The sequence below is a fragment of the Antiquaquibacter soli genome, assembly GCF_030580675.1.
Classification (GTDB): Bacteria; Actinomycetota; Actinomycetes; order Actinomycetales; family Microbacteriaceae; genus Rhodoglobus; species Rhodoglobus soli.
Window position 1 is genome coordinate 1578786 of the sequence record NZ_JAUQUB010000001.1, and the last position, 19699, is coordinate 1598484.

18 protein-coding genes, 1 tRNA gene and 1 pseudogene are annotated in these 19699 nt (G+C 69.8%); 8 read left to right on the forward strand and 12 right to left on the reverse strand.

The genetic code is table 11. The annotated features are described in order from the left end of the window. Positions 1–15: 15 nt before the first annotated feature. From Q5716_RS07770 to Q5716_RS07800, 7 genes and pseudogenes are all read right to left on the reverse strand, one after another. Positions 16–444: a reverse transcriptase-like protein gene (locus Q5716_RS07770; RefSeq protein WP_369523973.1), complete on the reverse strand. Its 429-nt coding sequence runs from the start codon at positions 442–444 to the stop codon at positions 16–18. Continuing rightward, on the reverse strand, positions 444–1184 hold the full coding sequence (locus tag Q5716_RS07775) for a zinc ribbon domain-containing protein (RefSeq protein WP_305002505.1): 741 nt from the start codon (positions 1182–1184) through the stop codon (positions 444–446). The genes Q5716_RS07770 and Q5716_RS07775 overlap by 1 nt, the downstream gene beginning before the upstream one ends. A gap of 28 nt (positions 1185–1212) precedes the next feature. After that, positions 1213–2034 (reverse strand): Nif3-like dinuclear metal center hexameric protein, encoded by an 822-nt coding sequence (locus Q5716_RS07780; protein ID WP_305002506.1) that lies wholly within the window; start codon positions 2032–2034, stop codon positions 1213–1215. 19 nt (positions 2035–2053) lie between these two features. Further along, on the reverse strand, positions 2054–5308 hold the full coding sequence (locus Q5716_RS07785; protein WP_305002507.1) for a cytosine permease: 3255 nt from the start codon (positions 5306–5308) through the stop codon (positions 2054–2056). 10 nt (positions 5309–5318) lie between these two features. Continuing rightward, positions 5319–6233: a DMT family transporter gene (locus Q5716_RS07790; RefSeq protein ID WP_305002508.1), complete on the reverse strand. Its 915-nt coding sequence runs from the start codon at positions 6231–6233 to the stop codon at positions 5319–5321. 61 nt (positions 6234–6294) lie between these two features. Further along, positions 6295–6600 (reverse strand): annotated as a pseudogene (locus Q5716_RS07795) (aggregation-promoting factor C-terminal-like domain-containing protein); the annotation flags it as partial. A gap of 519 nt (positions 6601–7119) precedes the next feature. Further along, positions 7120–7192: transfer RNA gene (locus Q5716_RS07800), tRNA-Val, on the reverse strand. Positions 7193–7247: 55 nt separating this feature from the next. Here Q5716_RS07800 and Q5716_RS07805 point away from each other — a divergent pair. Continuing rightward, a complete protein-coding gene (locus tag Q5716_RS07805) occupies positions 7248–7907 on the forward strand; it encodes a DUF1345 domain-containing protein (RefSeq protein WP_305002509.1) in 660 nt (219 codons plus the stop codon). Further along, positions 7904–8599, forward strand: coding sequence for a hypothetical protein (locus tag Q5716_RS07810; protein WP_305002510.1), 696 nt, complete (start codon positions 7904–7906; stop codon positions 8597–8599). The genes Q5716_RS07805 and Q5716_RS07810 overlap by 4 nt, the downstream gene beginning before the upstream one ends. Here Q5716_RS07810 and Q5716_RS07815 read toward each other — a convergent pair. After that, positions 8596–9066 carry a peroxiredoxin gene (locus Q5716_RS07815; RefSeq protein WP_305002511.1) on the reverse strand — a complete coding sequence of 157 codons (471 nt, stop codon included), beginning with the start codon at positions 9064–9066 and terminating at the stop codon, positions 8596–8598. The two genes, Q5716_RS07810 and Q5716_RS07815, sit on opposite strands and share 4 nt — an antisense overlap. Before the next feature lie 175 nt (positions 9067–9241). Here Q5716_RS07815 and aceE point away from each other — a divergent pair, with 175 nt between their 5' ends. The 6 genes from aceE to Q5716_RS07845 all read left to right on the forward strand — a co-directional run bounded on the left by aceE (position 9242) and on the right by Q5716_RS07845 (position 16783). Further along, complete coding sequence (gene aceE, locus Q5716_RS07820; protein WP_305002512.1) at positions 9242–11968, forward strand: pyruvate dehydrogenase (acetyl-transferring), homodimeric type; 2727 nt, start codon at positions 9242–9244, stop codon at positions 11966–11968. Between the two features lie 6 nt (positions 11969–11974). After that, positions 11975–13156: a PucR family transcriptional regulator gene (locus Q5716_RS07825; RefSeq protein WP_305002513.1), complete on the forward strand. Its 1182-nt coding sequence runs from the start codon at positions 11975–11977 to the stop codon at positions 13154–13156. 78 nt (positions 13157–13234) lie between these two features. After that, a complete protein-coding gene (locus tag Q5716_RS07830; protein WP_305002514.1) occupies positions 13235–14152 on the forward strand; it encodes an ACP S-malonyltransferase in 918 nt (305 codons plus the stop codon). After that, positions 14152–15150 carry a beta-ketoacyl-ACP synthase III gene (locus Q5716_RS07835; protein WP_305002515.1) on the forward strand — a complete coding sequence of 333 codons (999 nt, stop codon included), beginning with the start codon at positions 14152–14154 and terminating at the stop codon, positions 15148–15150. The genes Q5716_RS07830 and Q5716_RS07835 overlap by 1 nt, the downstream gene beginning before the upstream one ends. A gap of 41 nt (positions 15151–15191) precedes the next feature. Beyond that, positions 15192–15440, forward strand: a complete 249-nt coding sequence (locus tag Q5716_RS07840; RefSeq protein WP_294180585.1) for an acyl carrier protein — start codon at positions 15192–15194, stop codon at positions 15438–15440. A gap of 104 nt (positions 15441–15544) precedes the next feature. Further along, positions 15545–16783, forward strand: coding sequence for a beta-ketoacyl-[acyl-carrier-protein] synthase family protein (locus Q5716_RS07845; protein ID WP_305002516.1), 1239 nt, complete (start codon positions 15545–15547; stop codon positions 16781–16783). Here Q5716_RS07845 and Q5716_RS07850 read toward each other — a convergent pair. From Q5716_RS07850 to Q5716_RS07865, 4 genes are all read right to left on the reverse strand, one after another. Next, complete coding sequence (locus Q5716_RS07850) at positions 16780–17196, reverse strand: SRPBCC family protein (RefSeq protein WP_305002517.1); 417 nt, start codon at positions 17194–17196, stop codon at positions 16780–16782. The genes Q5716_RS07845 and Q5716_RS07850 overlap by 4 nt on opposite strands. Beyond that, the gene (locus Q5716_RS07855; protein ID WP_305002518.1) at positions 17193–17354 is read right to left on the reverse strand and encodes a hypothetical protein; all 162 of its coding nucleotides are present in this window, start codon (positions 17352–17354) and stop codon (positions 17193–17195) included. The genes Q5716_RS07850 and Q5716_RS07855 overlap by 4 nt, the downstream gene beginning before the upstream one ends. Before the next feature lie 32 nt (positions 17355–17386). Further along, entirely contained in the window at positions 17387–17926 is a 540-nt protein-coding gene (locus Q5716_RS07860; RefSeq protein ID WP_305002519.1) for a DUF3145 domain-containing protein, read from the reverse strand. Positions 17927–18034: 108 nt separating this feature from the next. Further along, entirely contained in the window at positions 18035–19672 is a 1638-nt protein-coding gene (locus tag Q5716_RS07865; protein WP_434056608.1) for a bifunctional 3'-5' exonuclease/DNA polymerase, read from the reverse strand. Positions 19673–19699: the final 27 nt, after the last annotated feature.

Here is a 19699-nt window from a genome sequence, read left to right on the forward strand (position 1 = left end):
TTCCGAGGGGACAGTCTACGCGGGGCGCGAGAAGTCGGCCTTGAGGTCCATCGCGAGGTTGGCGAGCTTGTCGGCTCGCGAGTTCTCCAGTCGGGGGATCCACTGGAACCGGACGGGAGTCCCCGTGAGCACCCGTCGGGCCTCCGCGGCGAGCTCGGCCATATCGGGGTGCTTGATCTTCCAGCGGCCCGACATCTGCTCGACGACGAGCTTGGAGTCCATCCGCACGAGGAGCTCGGCGTCGGGGTCGATCTCGAGGGCGCGACGCACTCCCGCAATCATGCCCTTGTACTCGGCGACGTTGTTGGACGCGACGCCGCCATACAGGCCGATCTCGGCGAGGAGCTCCCCCGTAGCCTCGTCGATCACGACCGCACCGCTGCCGGACTGCCCGGGGTTGCCTCGGGAACCGCCATCGGCCTCGACGACGAGCACCCGGCCCATCACAGGCCCGACTCGGCGGTACGGATGAGGATGGCGTCGCTCGACGGGCAGATCAGGACATCGTCCGGGGCTGCGGCGCGGATCTTCTGGAGCTCATCCTCGAGCAGCTTGACGCCGGAGGCCTTCGAGACGCCGTGCTGGAGGAGGGATGCTCCGGTGCCGTAGCGCGCACGCTGCTTCTCGTAGAGCGCGAGGAGGTCGGCCGGGACCTTCGACTCGATGGTGCGGCGGCCCGCGGCAGCCGTCGTGCGCTCACCGGAGAGACTCGCGAGTGCTGCATCCCGAGCCGATTCCGCCTCGGCAATGCGGCTCTGCAGCTCCTCGAGCCGGCCCTGGGTGCCTGCGACGACCGACTGCTGCTCCTCGAGGCGCTCCATCACGGCGAGCTCGATCTCCTCAAGGTCTCCGAGCCGCTTGCGGAGAGCGGCGAGTTCCTGCTCCAGGGCGGCCACGTCCTTCACGGACGAACTGGACTGGAGCCGCTCGGAGTCCCGGGCGATGCGGTCCTCGACGACTTTCACGTCCGCTTCGACGCGGCCGAGTTCGAGCCGCGAGTCCTCCACCGCGCCGTTCTGCTCGGCGAGCGTGCCGCGCAGTGCATCGGATTCCCGGCCCAACTCTGCGATCGTCTGCAGCTCGGGCAGCGACTTCGCCTTGTGCTCGAGCTGGGCGATCCGGGTATCGAGCGCCTGCAGGTCGAGCAGAAGCGCCTGGTCGTCGGGGCTGGCCTTCAGTGCCATGGATGTCTCTCTCTGATCGAACGGGGTGTCACTGGGTGACGACGAAGTCCCACGGGTCGGTGCGCAGGTCGCTCACCGCGACCTCGACGCCGGGCAGGGCGGCGCGCAGCTCGCTGGCCGCGGCATCCAGCCACAACCACTCGCTGGCCCAGTGGGACACGTCGATGAGGGCTGGTCCACCAGCGACGCGGGCGTTCTCGACCGCTTCGGAAGCCGGGTGGTGCCGCAGGTCGGACGTGATGTACACGTCAGCCGCGAGCACATCGGGGTGCGAGAGCAGCGAATCGCCCGCTCCAGCGCACAGGGCGATCGTGCGCACCGGTCGATCGAACTCTCCGGCGACGCGCACCCCTGTCGCCGTCGCGGGGAGCACCTCGGCGAGGGCACGAGCGAGGGCGCCGAGCGTCACCGGTCGGTCGAGCCTGCCGACCCGCCCGAGACCAACGGAAGGATCGACGGTGCCGGGGACGAGCGGGCGGGCGTCCTCGAGGCCGATCGCCGTGGCGAGCGCCGCCGACGTTCCCCGCGCGACGACATCCGCGTTCGTGTGCGCCGCCAGCAGAGCGCAGCCGCCGCGGATGAGCCGGGTGAGAACCGCCCCCTTGTAGCGGTCCGCAGCGACGCTCGTGACTCCGCGCAGCAGGAGCGGGTGATGCACCAGAAGCAGGTCGGCTCCCACGGAAAGCGCCTCGTCGGTCGTGTCGAGGACCGCGTCCACGGCGAGCAGGATGCTCGACACCTCCGCCGAGGGATCCCCGGCGACGAGCCCGACCGCGTCCCACGGCTCCGCACCTGCCACGGGCCACAGGCGGTCGACGGCCGAGACGACGTCGGCAACGGTGGGGGTCACCGTGCCAGTCTACGATCGGTCACGGAACGCGGGTTTCCTCCTGCTTGCGGATGCCGGGGATGCCGATCACGATGGGCAGCAGGATGCCGAGCAGGAGCGCGACGAGCACTCCCCCGTCAGTGCCCGCGAGGTCGCTGTCGAGCGGAACGCCGAGCGCCGAGAACACGTAACCCTGCCACGCGAGCCACGGAACCGTCGCCGTCGTGAGGCCGAAGCCGATCACGGTGATGACGACGTAGCCGATGAGATTGCCCCATCGCCAATCCGCGTACACGCCGCCCCGCTGGACGAGGGACTGCGACTCGAATCGACGATTGCGGATCATCGTCTCCGCCGCGAAGATGCCCGCCCACGCCGCTGTCGGCACCGCGAGCGTCGTCGCGGCATCGCGGAAGAGGTCGGCCATGCCGCCCGAGACGCCGAGGGTGAGCAGAGCGGCGATGATGGCCAGGAGTGCAGCGACGACGAGCACGGACCAGTGCCGAGCCATCCGCGCCCCGACCGCCTGGAGCGCGAATGCGCCCGAGTAGAGGGTCAGGACGACGCCCGAGAGCAGGCTCAGCACCGTCGCGGCAAGGAGCGGGACCGGGTACCAGAGCGGCAGCAGCGCGGCGATCGTGTCGAGCGGCGCGGTGGCGAGTCCTCGGGCGATCCCCTCGTTGGATGCCGCGAGGAGCGCGCCGTACGCGATGAGCACGAAACTCGGCAGGGTCGTGCCAAAGGTGGCCCAGAGCATGGACCCACCGCCGCTCGACCCGGGCCGCTGATAGCGGGCGAGGTCCCCACCGCTGTTCGCCCAGGCGAGCCCGACGACGCTGAACACAAGCACGGCGCCCGTTCCCGCGAGCAGCCACGAGCCGTCCGGCACGGTGAGCGCCTGGGCGATGTCGACGTACGAGGCGGTGAGGGCGATGAAACCGACCACGAGGACGCCCGACAGGATGCTCAGCACGAGCTGGATGCGGGCGAACAAGCCGTACCCCGCGACTGCCACGAGCACCGCGACGACGAAGGCGACGCCCAGGGCGATGAGCAGGATAGTCGCCTCGCCAAGCGGACCCTCCAGCCCTGCCCCGACAAGGACCACGGCGACGGAGGAGGCGACGAGCCACAAGAGCACCGCACCCCAGAAGACCCGGCTCACGAGCGCGAGCACCGCGGGAATCACATTTGCGCGGAGCCCGAATGTCGCCCGGGAGACGATCATCGTCGGCTGACCACTGCGCTTGCTGGCGAGGGTCGTGAGGCCGAGGGGGATGAAGGAGAGCGCGATTCCGGCGAGAACAGCGACGATCGACTGGCGCAGGCTCATCCCTACCGCGAACACCGTGGCACCGAGCGCCAGGCTCACCACCGAGGAGTTCGCGGCGAACCACAGCCAGAACAGTCGCGCCGCGCGGCCGACCCGCTGGTCGAGCGGAGTCGGCTCGGGCCCGGGGCGCTCGATCGCGAAGGCCCGCGGAGCGACGGGTTCGTTGTCGATGAGGACGGTCTGATCGTCGGGAACCCGGACCGTCGAGATGGGCCCGGACGGCGGGGAGATCGACGGCGGGAGAGTCTGCGTTGCCCCCAGACCGAGAATCGTCTGCACGCGATCGGTCTCGTCGACGACGTCGTCGATGTCCTCGTCGGCTTCCTCCTCATAGGCAGGCTCGACGATCGCGACGGATCCGGTGGCGGTCGGCACCGGCTCGCCGACCGCGACCGGCAACGGCTCGATGAAGAGAGCTTCGGGGGCGGATGCCTCGGCCGTCGCCGGCTCGGGATCCGCTCGCAGGAGCGGCTCCTCCCCCTCCTCCGACGCACCGCTGAGGAGGTCCTCGAAGCTGAACTCCCGGGACGGCGGAGTCGGAGGAGTACCGCCGAAGAGGAAGGGCTCTCCGGAGTCAGCACTCGCGGCAGTCGGCGGGACTACCGTCGGGGCATCCTCGACGATCTCAGCGTCGACGATCTCAGCGTCGACGATGTCGGGCTCGGCGTCGGCGCTCGCGGCCGAACGGAAGTCGGGAACCGCGTCCACGAGGGGCGGCAGCGCCGATGCCTGGGAGGGGAGGAGGGGCGGTCCGCCGAAGGGCGGCGGTTCGACGAGCGGCGGCGGGGCGAACGGGGAGAGCGGCTCCACGAGAGGCTCGGGCTCGACCGCATCGAGCGGTTCGACCTCGATAGTCGGCTCGGGCTCTGCCTCGGGCTCCGGGTCGAGCACCGCTTCGGGCTCGACCGTCGACTCGGGCTCGACCGTCGACTCGGGCTCCCACGGAGTCGGATTCCACTGGGCGCTCGGGGCCGGCACCTCCCACGCGGGCAGCGCCGCCTCGGGAGAAGGCGACTCGTCGTCCTCGTCGAGGACCTCGTACGCGGCCGCAGCCACCACGGGGGCGGAGCCTGTCACGGTCGGGGGTTCGAGGAAGGCCGGCGGCTCCGGCAGCGGCGCCCGCTCCGGGGTTGGCTCCGGCTCCAACTTCTGGGCCGGCTCCGGCTCCGCCTCCGCCTCGGGCTCGGGCGCGGGCGAGACATCCTCGACGACCGGCGCGGCGGCGGGGATGCTGATCGCCCCGGTGGACGGTGCGACGACGTCGCTGAAGTCGGCGCGCGCATCCTCCACCGCAGCGAGAGCGTCCGGGGTGCCGAGGGCGAGCATGGAGTTCTCCCACGCAGCGAACTCCCGCGCCTCCTGCTCGCGCAGCCTGAGTTGCGCCTCCAACTGCTCGATGCGCGAGCCCGCGTCCTGCTCCGCCCCCAGGTGGAGCAGCTCGTCCTCGGGCAGCGAGCGACGGACGGGTCGCTGAGGCGGACCCTCGGGCAGGTCGACGGCCTGTGAGGGGTCGGGTGCGGGAAGGGAGCTCCACGGCGGAGGCGCCGCAGTCTCCGGGGCCGCCATGGTCTCCGGCGCCGGGGGCGGAGCGAACTGGAGCTCCGGAGTCGACGCCTGTTCATCGGCGGCGTCATCCTCCGCAGGGTCATCGTCGTCAGCCGTCGGGTCGTACCCCGGCTGGGGCGCCACCTCGGGCGCCGGTCCCTCGGGTGCGGGAGTCTCATCCGCCGTCTCGATCGTCACGGGCGCGGTCGGGTTCACGACGGGGACCGGGCCGGAGGCGATGCGCCCCAGGTCGGCTGCGAGCGCGTTCGCAAGCTCGTCGTCGTCGTGAACCGCCGGGCTGGAAGGCGGCGTTGCGGTGCTGCCGGGGGGCGGCGTGAAGGTGGATCGACGCGGCCCAGCCGTGGCGAAAGTCGGGTCGAATGAGGTTTGTTCGTTAACCTCGTCGTCGCTTGCCATGGAGGAAATTCTAAGGCTGGCGCGCCCCGGCGCCCGGGCGACGGGCCGTAGCCAGCACAGTAACTGCGACGAGAATGAGGATCAGTCCGATCCAACCGACGGCGTCGAGGCGCTCGCCGACGACGATCACCGCGAGCAGCGTCGCGACGAACGGCTCGAGAAGCGTGATCGTCGTCGCCGTGCTGCTCCGCAGCGTCCGCATACCTACGCCGAACAGCAGGTAGGCGACGAACATCGGCCCGAGGGCGAGGTACGCCGCGATCCCGACCGACGACGCCGACTGCAGCAGCGGTGCCCCGGTCAGCAGTAAGACCGGCAGGAGCGCGATGGCGCCGAGCCCGAACATCCCGCCCATGATCGCGCCCGCGGGCTGCCCCGAGCGGATCGCACGGCTCGACGCGTAGGTGTAGAGCGCGTACGAGAGGCCGGCGACGAGGCCGAGCAGGATGCCCGCCAGCACGTTCTCCGCAGCGCCCGAGGCACCGTGGCCCCCGACCGCGAGCAGAACCACTCCGAGGATCGCGACGGCCGTGCATCCCAACCACATCAGGGAGAGCCGGTGCCGCTCGAAGACCCACTCGAGCAGGGCAGCGAAGACAGGCCCGGTCCCCAACGAGACGACGTTTCCGATCGCTACCCCCGCGAGATCCATGGACGAGTAGAAGGCGAGGGGATACGCGAAGACCCCGACCGCGCCGAGGAGCAGCCAGCGCCGACTGCCCGTCGACCGGATCGCCGCGAGCGACCGGCGGGCGAACACCGCGAAGAGGAGTGCTCCCCCGATCGTCATTGTGCTCGCACCGATCGCGAGCGGGCTGACGTCCTCGGGGAGGAAGCTCGCCGCGGTGCCCGTGGTACCCCACAGCAGGGACGCGAGGATGAGCGCCCACGCACCGGAACTGCGGGTCGGGGCGCTCGTGGTCACCCAGCGAGGCTACCCAATCGGGGCGGGACGGGAGGAACGGGCTCCGACGCCCGCCGGGCGATCAATACCAGTTGTACGACTCGGAGTGACCCCACGCCGCGCACGGCGTGCCGTACGAGCCCGAGATGTACGCGAGGCCCCAGGCGATCTGCGTCGCGGGATTCGTCTGCCAGTCATCCCCCATGACCGCCATCTTCTCGCCGGGAAGGGCTTGCGGGATGCCCGTCGCCCCGCTCGAGGCGTTGTAGGCGCTGTACGACCAGCCGGACTCCCGCCCCCACAGGCTCACGAGGCAGGAGAACTGGTCGTCGCCCCACCCGTAGGTGCTCGACGCGAGGTCTCGTGCAGTCTCCTGTGCTCCGGCCGGGGTCAAGAGGTATGCCGCCCGCGCCTCGGCCTCCGCCGCGAGCTGCTCGGAGTAAGCGATTCTCTGCTCGGCGATCGCGTCATAGGCGTCGAGCTGCTCGGGGCGCACGCTCGACGTGTCGTCGAGCAGCTGGGTGAGGATTCGGCGCTCGCTCTCCTCTGCTCCGGCGGATTGGGCGGCGGTCGTGGCCGCGGCGACACCGCCGCCGACGGCGAGGAGGGCACCGAGGACTGCTGCGCCTCTGATGAGGACGCGGCGGCGAGCAGGGCGAACGGGGGACGACGTGGTTTCGGGCATAGCGATTCTCCGGGAGGGACCGCCGACCCGGATGCGGGCACGGCGATTCGGACGACTTCGGGCGAAGCGACCACCCTCCGGGCCGAGTCTGGACGCCTCGTGGGAATCGGCACCCAGTCCCCCGGGCGGTATACCGGGCGACCGCCAACTGGCGCGGCACGCTCAGGCATCTCGCGGCGAACGCCCACCGCGCTCCCGATCGAGCGTGCAGTGGTTTCGAGGTGGGCCCTACCGGGCTCGAACCGATGACATCCACGGTGTAAACGTGGCGCTCTACCAACTGAGCTAAAGGCCCGTCGGCCCGGCCAGCCGGGCGACGCCCCTCATGGTACAGGCATACACTCGGCATCATGCCGAGGACCACGGATGCGCCGCACAGCGAGCACCGCTGGCCCGTGCTTCTCGTGACGCTCGCCGCCCTCGGGCTGCATCTGCTCCTGCCGGGGACGATCACGGGAATCCCCGCGTGGGTGGCCCCCGCCATCGGCGTCGTGGTGCTCACACCCCTCGTCCTCATGAATCCGAAGCGGCTCGACCGCGAGACCCGCTGGTCGCGCTGGCTCGGGATCGGCTTCGCTCTAGCCCTGACGGCCCTCAACCAGGTCTACGTCGTCCAGCTGATCATCGAACTGATCAACAACCGAGCGGACGGACCGAGTGTCCTGCTGACGGCGCTCGCCGTGTGGATCACCAACGTCGTGGCGTTCGGACTGGTCTATTGGCAGCTCGACCTCGGCGGGCCCGTTCAGCGCCGCATCGAAGGGTCGCACGATCGTGCCATCCAGGACTTCCGCTTCCCCCAGCAGGACAACCCGCACGGTCAGGCGGGCTGGTACCCGGAGTTCCTCGACTACGCCTACTTCTCGCTCTCCAACATGATGGCGTTCAGCCCCACCGACGTCATGCCGCTCAGCCGTCGGGCGAAGCTGCTCATGGCCTACCAAGCCCTCGTCGGGTTCGTGCTGCTCGCCCTCGTCATCGCCCGGTCCGTCAACATCCTCACGCCATGAGCAAGAGAATCGCCGAAGAACGCGACCGCACCGAGCACCGGTGGCCGGCCGTCGGCGCCGTCGTCGTCGCGCTGCTGCTGTACGCGCTGCTGCCGAGCAGCTTCCTGCCGCTGGTGCGGTACTCGGTCGTCGCGCTGTGCGTCGCCCTCCTCGTGCCGCTCGTCTTCATCAACCCGGTCCGGATGACGCGGCAGACGCGACTTTCTCGCGTGCTGTCGGTCGCGCTTACCGCCGTCCTCGCCGTCGCCAATCAGGTGGCCCTCGTGCAGCTCATCGTCATGCTCGTGCAAGCCAAGAGCGACGAGGACGGCTCCCTCTTGCTCGCAGCCGCTCAGGTGTGGGCGACCAACGTGATCGTCTTCGCGCTCGTCTTCTGGGAGATGGATCGCGGCGGCCCCGTCGTGCGCACGACAACGCCTCGCGAGAAACTCCCGCTGGCCGACATCCGCTTCCCGCAGGACGAGGACCACGACGCTATCGAGGAGGTCGCCCGCGGGTCGTCTGCGCGGTCCGACTGGACCGCGGGATTCGTCGACTACGCCTACTTCTCGCTCACCAACACGATGGCGTTCAGCCCGCCCGACGCGATGGCGCTGACGCCTCGGGCGAAGATCCTCGCGGGGCTCGGCGCCCTCGCCGGCTACGTGATCCTGGTGCTCGTGATCGCCCGCGCCGTATCGCTCCTCGGCTAGACCGTGGCGCGGAGCTGCGCGAGCGCCTCGCGGTAGGCCTCGAGCGATCGGGCCTCGCCGGGCGCCGTGATGAAACTCGACCGGATGACCCCGCTCGAGTCGATGAGGAAGGTGGCGCGATTCGCGAACCCCTTCTCCTCGATGAACACGCCGTACTCCTTGGCGACGTCGCCGTGCGGCCAGAAGTCGGCGAGCAGCGTGAAGGTGTAGCCCTCCTGCTCGGCCCAGGCGCGCAGCGTCGCCTTCGAGTCGACCGAGATGCCCATGAGCTCGACGCCCGCCTCGGCGAAGAGCGCGAGGTTGTCGCGGAGCGCGCACAGTTCCCCCGTGCAGGTGCTCGAGAAGGCGAGGGGGAAGAAGACGAGCGCGACGGGCCTCACGCCGCGGAACTCCGACAACCGGATGTGCTCGCCGAACTGGTTCGGGAGGTCGAAGTCGGGGGCCATGATGTCGGTGGCGAGAGCCATGGTGGCGCGATTCCTTTCGCCCCGCCGGCGGAGAGCGCGGGGCCGACCGGCAATGATACGCCGGTACCGAACAGTATCCAATCGACAACTAGACTCGTCAGGCGTATGTCGATCGCGACAGGCCGCAACCCGGCCGGCGCGGTTTCCACAACCTTCTACCAGGAAGAGGTCAGCGGTGACGGTAAACGACCAGGATCCGTACTCGGTCAACAAGATGGACCAGGATCCCGAGGAGACTGCCGAGTGGCAGGAGTCGCTGCGGTCCCTCGTCGCGACCCACGGACACGCCCGCGGTCGCGAGATCATGCTGAGCCTCCTGAAGGAGTCGAAGGACCTGCACCTCGGTGTGCCGATGGTCCCTACGACCGACTACCTGAACACGATCGCCCCGGAGAACGAGCCCGCCTTCCCCGGTGACGAGGAGATCGAGCGCCGCTACCGCGCGTGGATCCGCTGGAACGCGGCGATCACCGTGCACCGCGCCCAGCGCCCCGGCATCGGCGTCGGCGGCCACATCTCCACGTATGCCTCGTCCGCCGCGCTCTACGAGGTCGGACACAACTGGTTCTTCCGCGGTGCCGATCACGCCGGTGGCGGCGACCAGATCTTCTACCAGGGCCACGCCTCCCCCGGCATGTACGCCCGCGCCTTCCTCGAGGGTCGGCTCACCGAGGACAACCTCGACGCCTTCCGCCAGGAGAAGTCGCGCGCGCCCTTCGGCCTCTCGAGCTACCCGCACCCGCGGCTCATGCCCGAGTTCTGGCAGTTCCCGACGGTCTCGATGGGTCTCGGCCCGATCAACGCCATCTACCAGGCGCAGTCCAACAAGTACCTCACCAACCGCGGAATCAAGGATGCCTCGGACCAGCAGGTGTGGGCGTTCCTCGGCGACGGGGAGATGGACGAGGTCGAGAGCCGCGGCGCCCTCCAGTGGGCGGCGAACGAGGGGCTCGACAACCTCAACTTCGTGATCAACTGCAACCTGCAGCGCCTCGACGGACCGGTGCGCGGCAACGGCAAGATCATCCAGGAGCTCGAGAGCTTCTTCCGCGGCGCCGGCTGGAACGTCATCAAGGTCGTCTGGGGCCGGGAGTGGGATGCCCTGCTCGCGAACGACTCCGAGGGCGCGCTGCGCGACCTCATGAACCGCACGCCGGACGGCGACTACCAGACCTACAAGGCCGAGTCGGGCGCCTACGTGCGCGAGAACTTCTTCGGCCGCGACCCGCGCACGCTCGAGATGGTCAAGGACTACTCGGACGAGCAGCTCTGGAACCTCAAGCGCGGGGGCCACGACTACCGCAAGGTGTATGCGGCGTTCAAGGCGGCATCCGAGCACAAGGGCCAGCCGACGGTCATCCTCGCGAAGACCGTCAAGGGCTACGGCCTCGGCCCGAGCTTCGAGGGCCGCAACGCGACCCACCAGATGAAGAAGCTCACGCTCGACAACCTCAAGGTCTTCCGCGACGTGATGCACATCCCGATCACGGACGCCCAGCTCGAGGAGAACCCTTACCAGCCGCCGTTCTACCACCCCGGTCAGAACGACGAGGCGATCCAGTACCTGCAGGAGCGCCGTCGCGCGCTCGGCGGCTACGTGCCGGAGCGTCGGTCGAAGTACACGCAGTTCGCCATCCCCGAGGAGGCGTCGTACGAGGTCGTGAAGAAGGGCTCGGGCAAGCAGGAGGTCGCCACCACGATGGCGTTCGCCCGACTGCTCAAGGACCTGTTGCGCGACAAGGGCGCTGGTAACCGGATCGTGCCCATCATCCCCGACGAGGCGCGCACGTTCGGAATGGACGCGTACTTCCCGACGGCGAAGATCTACAACCCGCACGGCCAGCAGTACACGTCGGTGGACCGCGAGCTGCTCCTCGCCTACAAGGAGAGCCCGCAGGGCCAGATCGTGCACGTCGGCATCAACGAGGCGGGCGCGTTCGCGGCGTTCACGGCCGCGGGCACCCAGTACGCCACGAACGGCGAGCCGCTCATTCCGGTCTACGTCTTCTACTCGATGTTCGGGTTCCAGCGCACGGGCGACGCCATGTGGGCCGCGGGCGACCAGATGGCGCGCGGGTTCATCATCGGCGCGACCGCCGGCCGCACCACACTCACCGGTGAGGGTCTGCAGCACGCGGACGGCCACTCGATCCTCCTGGCGTCCACCAACCCCGCGGTCGTCGCCTACGACGCGGCCTACGGGTACGAGATCGGCCACATCGTTCGAGCGGGCTTCGAGCGGATGTACGGCGGCCAGCACCCGGACCCCAACGTCATGTACTACCTCACGGTCTACAACGAGCCCATCGTGCAGCCGGCCGAGCCGGAGGGGGTCGACGTCGAGGGGATCGTCCGCGGCATCCACCTCCTGGCACCGTCCGCCGCGCCGGGCACCAAGGCCCAGCTGCTCGCGTCCGGTGTCGCGGTCCCGTGGGCGCTCGAGGCTCAGGGACTCCTCGCCACCGACTGGGGCGTGTCCGCGGACGTCTGGTCTGTCACCTCGTGGACCGAGCTGCGCCGCGACGGCATCGCCGCCGACGAGCACAACTTCCTGCACCCCGAGGAGCCGGCTCGCGTGCCCTACGTCACGCAGAAGCTGCAGGGCGCTGAGGGTCCGTTCATCGGCGTCAGCGACTTCATGCACGCGGTTCCGGACCAGATCCGCCAGTTCGTGCCCGGCGACTTCGCGACCCTCGGCGCGGACGACTTCGGCTTCTCCGACACGCGCGCGGCCGCGCGGCGCTACTTCACGATCGACGGACCGTCGATCGTCGTGCGCACGCTTCAGTCGCTCGCCCGTCGCGGAGTGGTGGACGCCTCGCTCCCGGCCCAGGCGATCGCGAAGTACCGCCTGCTCGACGTGACGGCGGGCACGACCGGATCGGCCGGCGGGGAGAGCTAGCCGCCGGTGGCGCCCAAGACGAAGGAGCAGACGCTCGCCTGGCTGAGGACGATCTCCGGCGAGCTGGCGACAGCCACGCTCAAACGACTCGACGAGACGCTGCCCTGGTACGGCGACATGCCGCCGGGGCGGCGCTCGGCGGTCGGCCTCGTCGCGCAGAACGGCATCACGAGCTTCATCTCGTGGTTCGACGACCCCAAGTCGATCCCGTGGATCGCCGCCGACGTCTTCGGGGCGGCACCGCGCGAGCTCCTGCGATCGGTGTCGCTCACGCAGACCCTCCAGCTCATCCGCATCACCGTGGAGGTGGTCGAGGAGCGCGTCAAGGACGGCGACGACGTACTGCGCGAGGCGATCCTGCTCTACTCGAGGGAGATCGCCTTCGCAGCCGCGGACGTCTACGCGCGCGCCGCCGAGGCCCGGGGACTGTGGGATGCCCGGCTCGAGGCCCTCGTCGTGGACTCGATCCTCTCCGGCGAGTACGACAACGAGCTGCCGAGCCGCATCGCGGCCCTCGGCTGGAACGGCCACGGCGAGGTGTGCGTCCTCGTCGGCACCGCCCCCAAGATGCTCGACGTCGACCAGCTCCGGCGCACGGCCCGCCACCTCGACGCCGACGTCCTCATCGGTGTCCAGGGTGCCCGACTGGTGCTTGTCATCGGCCGCGCGAGCCCGCACTCGGACGACCCGGATGCCCCTACCCCGCTGCCCTTCCTCACCATTGCCGAGCAGCTCGAACCCGGGTTCGGCCCGGGCCACCTCGTGCTCGGTCACGAGGTCCCGAGCCTCGTGGACGCGTCGAAGAGCGCGAAGGCCGCGCTCGCCGGTTTCGCGGTGGCGCGCTCCTGGCGCAACGCCCCCCGACCCACCCTCGCCGACGATCTGCTGCCCGAGCGCGCCTTCGCGGGTGACCCGCTCGCCCGTGCGACCCTCATCACGAAGGTCTACCGGCCGCTCCAGCAGCACTCGACGGACCTGCTCGCAACGCTGTGGTGCTACCTCGACAACGGCCGATCGCTCGAGGCGACAGCTCGGGAGTTGTTCGTGCATCCGAACACCGTGCGCTACCGACTCAAGCGCGTGAGCGAGGTCATCGGCTGGGATGCGACGGGCGCGCGCGAGGCACTCATCCTCCAGTCCGCCCTTATCGTCGGCTCGATCGCCGACCCGGAAGGCCGCAAGCGCTAGCGGATCGCACAACGGTCGGCCTGAAGTTTGTGAGGGTCCCGCCAGCGATGCCGCCGGGATCGTTGGCAGACTAGACGGGTGATTGTTCTCGTCGCGCCCGGCCAGGGCTCCCAGACTCCCGGATTCCTCGAGCCGTGGCTCACCGAGACGCGCTTTGCCGAGCAGCTCTCGGCGATCTCCGACGCGGTCGACATCGATCTCGTCGCGCACGGCACGGTCTCCGATGCCGACACCATCCGCGACACCCGCGTCGCGCAGCCCCTCATCGTCGCCGCCGGCCTCCTCACCCTTTCCGCGCTCCTCGCCGACGGGCGCCGCGAGAGGATCGGCGGCATCGCCGGGCACTCGGTGGGCGAGGTCACCGCGGCCGCGGGAGCGGGCATCCTGAGCGAGACGGACGCCGTCGCGTTCGTGCGCGAGCGCGCCAACCGGATGGCGGATGCCGCGGCCCTCGAGCAGACCGGGATGTCCGCCGTTCTCGGCGGCGATGAGGCCGCCCTCCTCGAGAGGCTCGAGGAGCTCGACCTCTCCCCCGCCAACTACAACGGCGGCGGACAGGTCGTCGTCGCCGGCGCCCTCCCCGCACTCGCCGCCCTCGCAGAGAACCCCGTCGCGGGGACACGGGTCATCCCGCTCCAGGTCGCGGGCGCGTTCCACACGCGATACATGCAGCCCGCGGTCGAACCGCTCGCCGAGTTTGCGGCGTCGATCGTGCCGCTCGACCCGACCGTGCCGATCTGGACCAACAAGGACGGGTCGCGCGTGTCGAGCGGTCAGGAGTACCTCGACCTCCTCGTCGGCCAGGTGTCGTCGCCGGTACGGTGGGACAAGACGATGGAGTCCTTCGCGGACGCCGGAGTCACCGGCGTCATCGAGCTCGCACCCGCGGGCGCCCTCGTCGGCCTCGTGAAGCGGGGCCTCAAGGGAGTACCGACCGTCGCGGTCAAGACGCCCGACGACCTCGCTGCCGCCATCGACCTGATCGAGGGGAACTAATGGCCGTCCTCAAGCAGTCCCACGGGGTGGAGTTCACCCGCATCTACAGCTACGGAGCCGCTCGCGGTGACCGGGTCGTGCCCAACGACGACCTCGTCGGCCCCATCGACTCGAGCGACGAATGGATCCGCCAGCGCACGGGCATCGTCACCCGCACCCGTGCGTCGGAGAGCGTCCTCGCCGTCGACCTCGCGACCGACGCAGCGCGCGAGGCCATCGAGAAGGCCGGAATCGCGCCCGAGCAGATCGACCTGGTCATCGTCGCGACAATCAGCAACGTGCAGCAGACTCCCTCCATGGCCGCGGTCGTTGCCGACCGCGTGGGCGCGAACCCGGCCGCAGCGTACGACGAGAACGCGGCGTGCGCCGGATTCAGCTACGGCGTGACCCAAGCCGATGCCCTCATCCGCAGTGGTGCTGCCCACTACGCTCTCGTGATCGGTGCCGAGAAGCTCTCCGACATCGTCAAGCCCACCGATCGGACCATCTCGTTCCTCCTCGGTGACGGGGCCGGGGCAGTCGTCGTCGGCCCGAGCGACTTCCCGGGAATCGCCGCTCCCGTCTGGGGTTCCGACGGCTCCAAGGCCGACGCCGTCGGCATGGATGCCACGCTCGTCGACTTCCGCGAGGGCCGCGCCGAGTGGCCGACGCTCCGCCAGGACGGCCAGACCGTGTTCCGCTGGGCGGTCTGGGAGATGGCCAAGGTCGCGAAGGAGGCGCTCGAAGTGGCCGGGGTCACCGCCGACGACCTCGCGGCGTTCATCCCGCACCAGGCGAACATGCGCATCATCGACGAGTTCGCGAAGCAGCTCGGTCTGCCCGAGTCGGTCGCGATCGCCCGAGACATCGCCACGACGGGCAACACGAGCGCAGCATCCATCCCGCTCGCGACGCACCGACTGCTCGAGGAGCACCCCGAGCTCAGCGGCGGACTCGCCCTCCAGATCGGATTCGGCGCGGGCCTCGTCTTCGGGGCGCAGGTTATCGTCCTCCCGTAAACTGGCACACGGTCAATTCACACCCCCAAGGAGAAAACACAATGGCATTGTCCACCGAAGAAGTCCTGGCCGGCCTGGCCGAGCTCATCAACGACGAGACCGGCATCGCGACCGACACCGTCGAGCTGGACAAGTCGTTCACCGACGACCTGGACATCGACTCCATCTCGATGATGACCATCGTCGTCAACGCCGAGGAGAAGTTCGACGTCAAGATCCCCGACGAAGAGGTCAAGAACCTCAAGACCGTCGGCGACGCGGTGAGCTTCATCGTCAGCGCCCAGGGCTAAGCACCACCACGTCGGCGGCCGGCCAGCCGCTTCGCACGGCTGGCCCGCTCCCGACCGGCCTGGGCGACCACACCAGGCCAGTAGAGCCGCGACAGGAATGTGAAATGACCAAGAAGATCGTTGTAACCGGCATCGGCGCCACCTCGCCCCTCGGCGGCACCGCCCCCGAGTCGTGGCAGGCTCTGCTCGCCGGAGAATCCGGTGCCCACTCGCTCACCCAGGACTGGGTCGCCGAGCTGGAGCTCCCCGTCACCTTCGCCGCCGAGGCGAAGGTACGGCCCGAGGAGGTCCTCGAGCGCGTCGAGTCCAAGCGCCTCGACCCGTCGAGCCAGTTCGCGCTCATCTCCGCGCGCGAGGCATGGGCGGATGCGGGCTCCCCCGACGTGGACCCGATCCGCGTCGGCGTCGACTACTCGACCGGCATCGGCGGCCTCTGGACGCTCCTCGACGCGTGGGACACCCTCAAGGAGAAGGGTCCCCGTCGAGTCCTGCCCATGACGATCCCCATGCTCATGCCGAACGCCGCGGCCGCTGCGATCAGCATGTCGATCCCGTCCCGCGCCTACGCGCGCACGGATGTCTCGGCCTGCGCGTCGAGCACGGAGGCCATCGCGAACGCGTACATGCACCTCCAGGAAGGGCTCGCCGACGTGGTCATCGCGGGCGGGACCGAGTCGGTCGTGCATCCGCTTCCCATCGCCGCATTCGCGTCGATGCAGGCCCTCTCGAAGCGCAACGACTCCCCGGCGACCGCCTCGCGGCCCTACGACGTCTCGCGCGACGGCTTCGTGCTGGGCGAGGGCGCCGGCTCGATCGTGCTCGAGACCGAGGAGCACGCCCTCGCTCGCGGCGCTCGCATCTACGCGGAGCTCGCCGGCGGCGCGGTGACGAGCGACTCCTTCCACATCACCGCTCCCGATCCCGAAGGGTCGGCCGCGGCCCGAGCGATGCTCGCCGCGCTCGAGCAGGCGGGCGCGAAGCCCACCGACGTGGTCCACGTCAACGCGCACGCCACGAGCACGCCGGTCGGCGACATCGCCGAGTACAACGCCATGCTGCGCGTCTTCGGCGACCACCTCCCGAACATCGCGGTCTCCGCGACAAAGGCAGCGACCGGCCACCTGCTCGGCGGCACCGGAGCACTCGAGGCGATCTTCACCATCCTCGCCCTGCACCACCGCACCGCTCCGCCGACGATCAACCTCACCGAGCAGGACCCCGAGATCCCGCTCGACGTGGTGACTTCGCCGCGCGCCCTCGGCGATGGCCCGCTGCTCGCGATCAGCAACTCGTTCGGCTTCGGCGGTCACAACTCGGTGGTCGCGTTCCGCAGCTACAGCTAGCGCTCGACGCGCTCCAGGTGGGCGGGGAGCCTGTCGAGGCAGGACTCCCAGCCCGCTCGGTGGTCGTCCGCGGTCTCCTGATCGGCGTTGCCGGCGTGAGCGAGGGTGAGAGCGGTGCCGGCGGCGGATGGCTCGAGCGTCAGTGTGACCGTCGTGCGAGCATCCTCGCCCCGCCAGCCCCAGTCGAGCACGAGCTCACGGCCGGGCACCGCGGAGAGGATTCGCGCGTCGACGGCCATCCCCATCGGCTCGCTCGAGATCGAGAAGCCGCCCCCGGTGATCGGATCGACGGCAACCACGGTCTCGAACTGCTTCGGCCAGAACCAGTCCGCCAGTTCGGAAGTCGTCAGCGCCTCCCACACCCGCGCCGGAGTCGCACCGAGCGCGCGCGTCAGGGTGACGTCGAACGTCATCCCTTGAGGATCGGCCGGCAGCCGTCGTGGACGGTGCACTCGCCGTCGAACATCAGCAGGTCGTCCTCGGTGACGAGCCGCTCCAGCTGCTCCAGATCAATGAGAGTCGGAGCGACCTCGGCGACGAGCTCGTCCAGTTCCCGGTTCAGCGTGTCCATCTCGTTCCTCCTACCTTCGACGTGCGCGGGCCTCAGCCCACCTTGTGCAGCCAGACGACCGCGGAGTCCTGGCCCGCGTGCCGGAAGACCTCGAGCTCGTCGTCCCACGCCTGACCGAGGGCGAGGCGCAACTCGCGATGCAGCTCGACCGCATTCGCGCCGGCGACTTCCATCGCGTAGCGGATCCGGTCCTCGGGGATGACGACGTTCCCGACGGTGTCCGTCTGCGCGAAGAAGATGCCGAGGTCGGGAGTGTGCATCCAGCGGCCACCGTCGGTGCCGAGCCCGGCATCCTCCGTGACCTCGTAGCGCAAGTGCTCCCAGCCGCGCAGGGCGGACGCGAGCTTGGCCCCCGTGCCGCGCGGGCCTTCCCAATAGAACTCGGTGCGCTGCGATCCCTTGAGGACCGGCTGAGCGGTCCAGTCGAAGTTCACGGCACGCTCAAGGGCGCGACCAGCTGCCCACTCGATGTGGGGGCACAGCGCGCGAGGAGCGGAGTGCACGAAAAGCACTCCGCGAGCCTGTGGTGCAGTCACGTCTAACTCCGTTCCGGTTGGGTGCGACTTCCCCATCGACCCGGTGGAACGGTGTGAGTGACTCGTGTGAAGTTGGGCGGCGAACCGCTGGCCTCATTATGCCGAGGAAACCTGCGAATCACAAGCATGTGATTCGGCGGTGCGCTACTTCGCCTGGCCGTAGTTGTCGACGATCGCCACGGTGACCGGGAAGCGCTCCGGCCAGGACCCGAACAAGAGACGCCCCGCCTCCTCCGCCGACTCACGCACCGCTGCGGCGACGGATTCCGCCTGGCCGGCCGGACAGTGCACGACGATCTCGTCGTGCAGGAAGAACACGAGGTGGGCCGAGTCGGTGAACCAGGCGCCATCCGCGAGCTCCCGCAGACGGGCACGGATGCTCGCCATCCAGCACAGGGCCCACTCCGCCGCCGACCCCTGAACGACGAAGTTGCGCGTGAAGCGGCCCCAGGAGCGCGCCTGTGAGCGGGCGCGTTTCGTCGCCGCCTCCGTGGCGGACTCGCCCGAGGCATCCGCCTGGGCCTCGCGCCAGGCTTCGCTCGGAGGCGGCGAGCTCCGCCCGAGCCTCGTGGTGACCTTCTCCCCGCGCTCGCCCGCGCGCGCGGCCTCCTCCACGAGGCCGATCGCGCGCGGGTACGCGCGGGCGAGGCGGGGCAGGATGCGACCGCTCTCGCCCGTGGTTCCGCCGTACATGGCGCCGAGCATCCCGACCTTGGCCTGGTCGCGGGTCTCGACCGTGCCGCTCGCCACGATTCCGGCATAGAGGTCGCCGGCGGCTCCCGCGGTCATCATCGCGCGATCGCCTGCGAGGGCGGCGAGGATGCGCGGCTCGAGCTGCGCGGCGTCCGCGACGACGAGCGACCACCCGGGATCGGCGACCACCGCCCCGCGGATCTGCTTCGGCAACTGGAGCGCTCCCCCGCCGCTCGTCGCCCACCTGCCCGTGACGACGCCGCCCGGCACATAGTCGGGGCGGAATCGACCATCGGCGACCCACGTCTCGAGCCAGGTCCACCCGTTCGCGCTCAGGAGCCGGGCGAGCTTCTTGTACTCCAGGAGGGGCTCGATAACGGGATGCTCGATGTCGGCGAGCTCCCACTGCGAGGTCGAGGCGACGGCCAGTCCCGCGTTCCGCAAGTGCTTGAGCAGTTCGACAGGAGAGTCGGGGTTGAGGTCGGGGACGTCGATCGCGGCCCGAACGCGCTCCAGCACCGCCGCGAGCCGTGCCGGCCGCTCGCCCGCTCGCGGGCGCGGCCCGAGAATGCGCGTGAGGATCTCGTCATGCTCCCGGGCGCGCCACGGGAGCCCCGCGTACTGCATCTCGGCGGCGATGAGAGCACCGGCGGATTCGACGGCAAGCAGTCGGTCGATCCGGCCCGGCTCGGAGGATGCCGCGACAGCCGCCCGCTGTGCTTGGAATTCTGCGACGGGATCGGGCAGGGGCTCGGCGTCAGCGTCGTCAAGCTCGAAGAGCGCGTCATCCCTCGGCCGAGGCTCCAGCGCCGGCCGATCCCAAGGACCAATCGGTGCTGTAGCGAGCTGTGATCCGGCAGTGAGTTCCGAGAGGCGCAGGATGCTGTGGCACAACCGCAGATCGAAGCAGCGGTCGACCCGCACCCGCGCGGCGAGGAGCTGGGGGTACCACCAGGACGTGTCATCCCAGACCCACCGGGGGCGGTCGCGCTCGAACCGCGCGACGAACGCGGCGAGATCTCCCACGGGTTCGAGCTCGCCGCCGTCGACCGACGCGCGGAGCTCGGTGCTCCGGCGGTCGAGGACGATGATCACAAGTCCAGTGTGCCGCCGGGC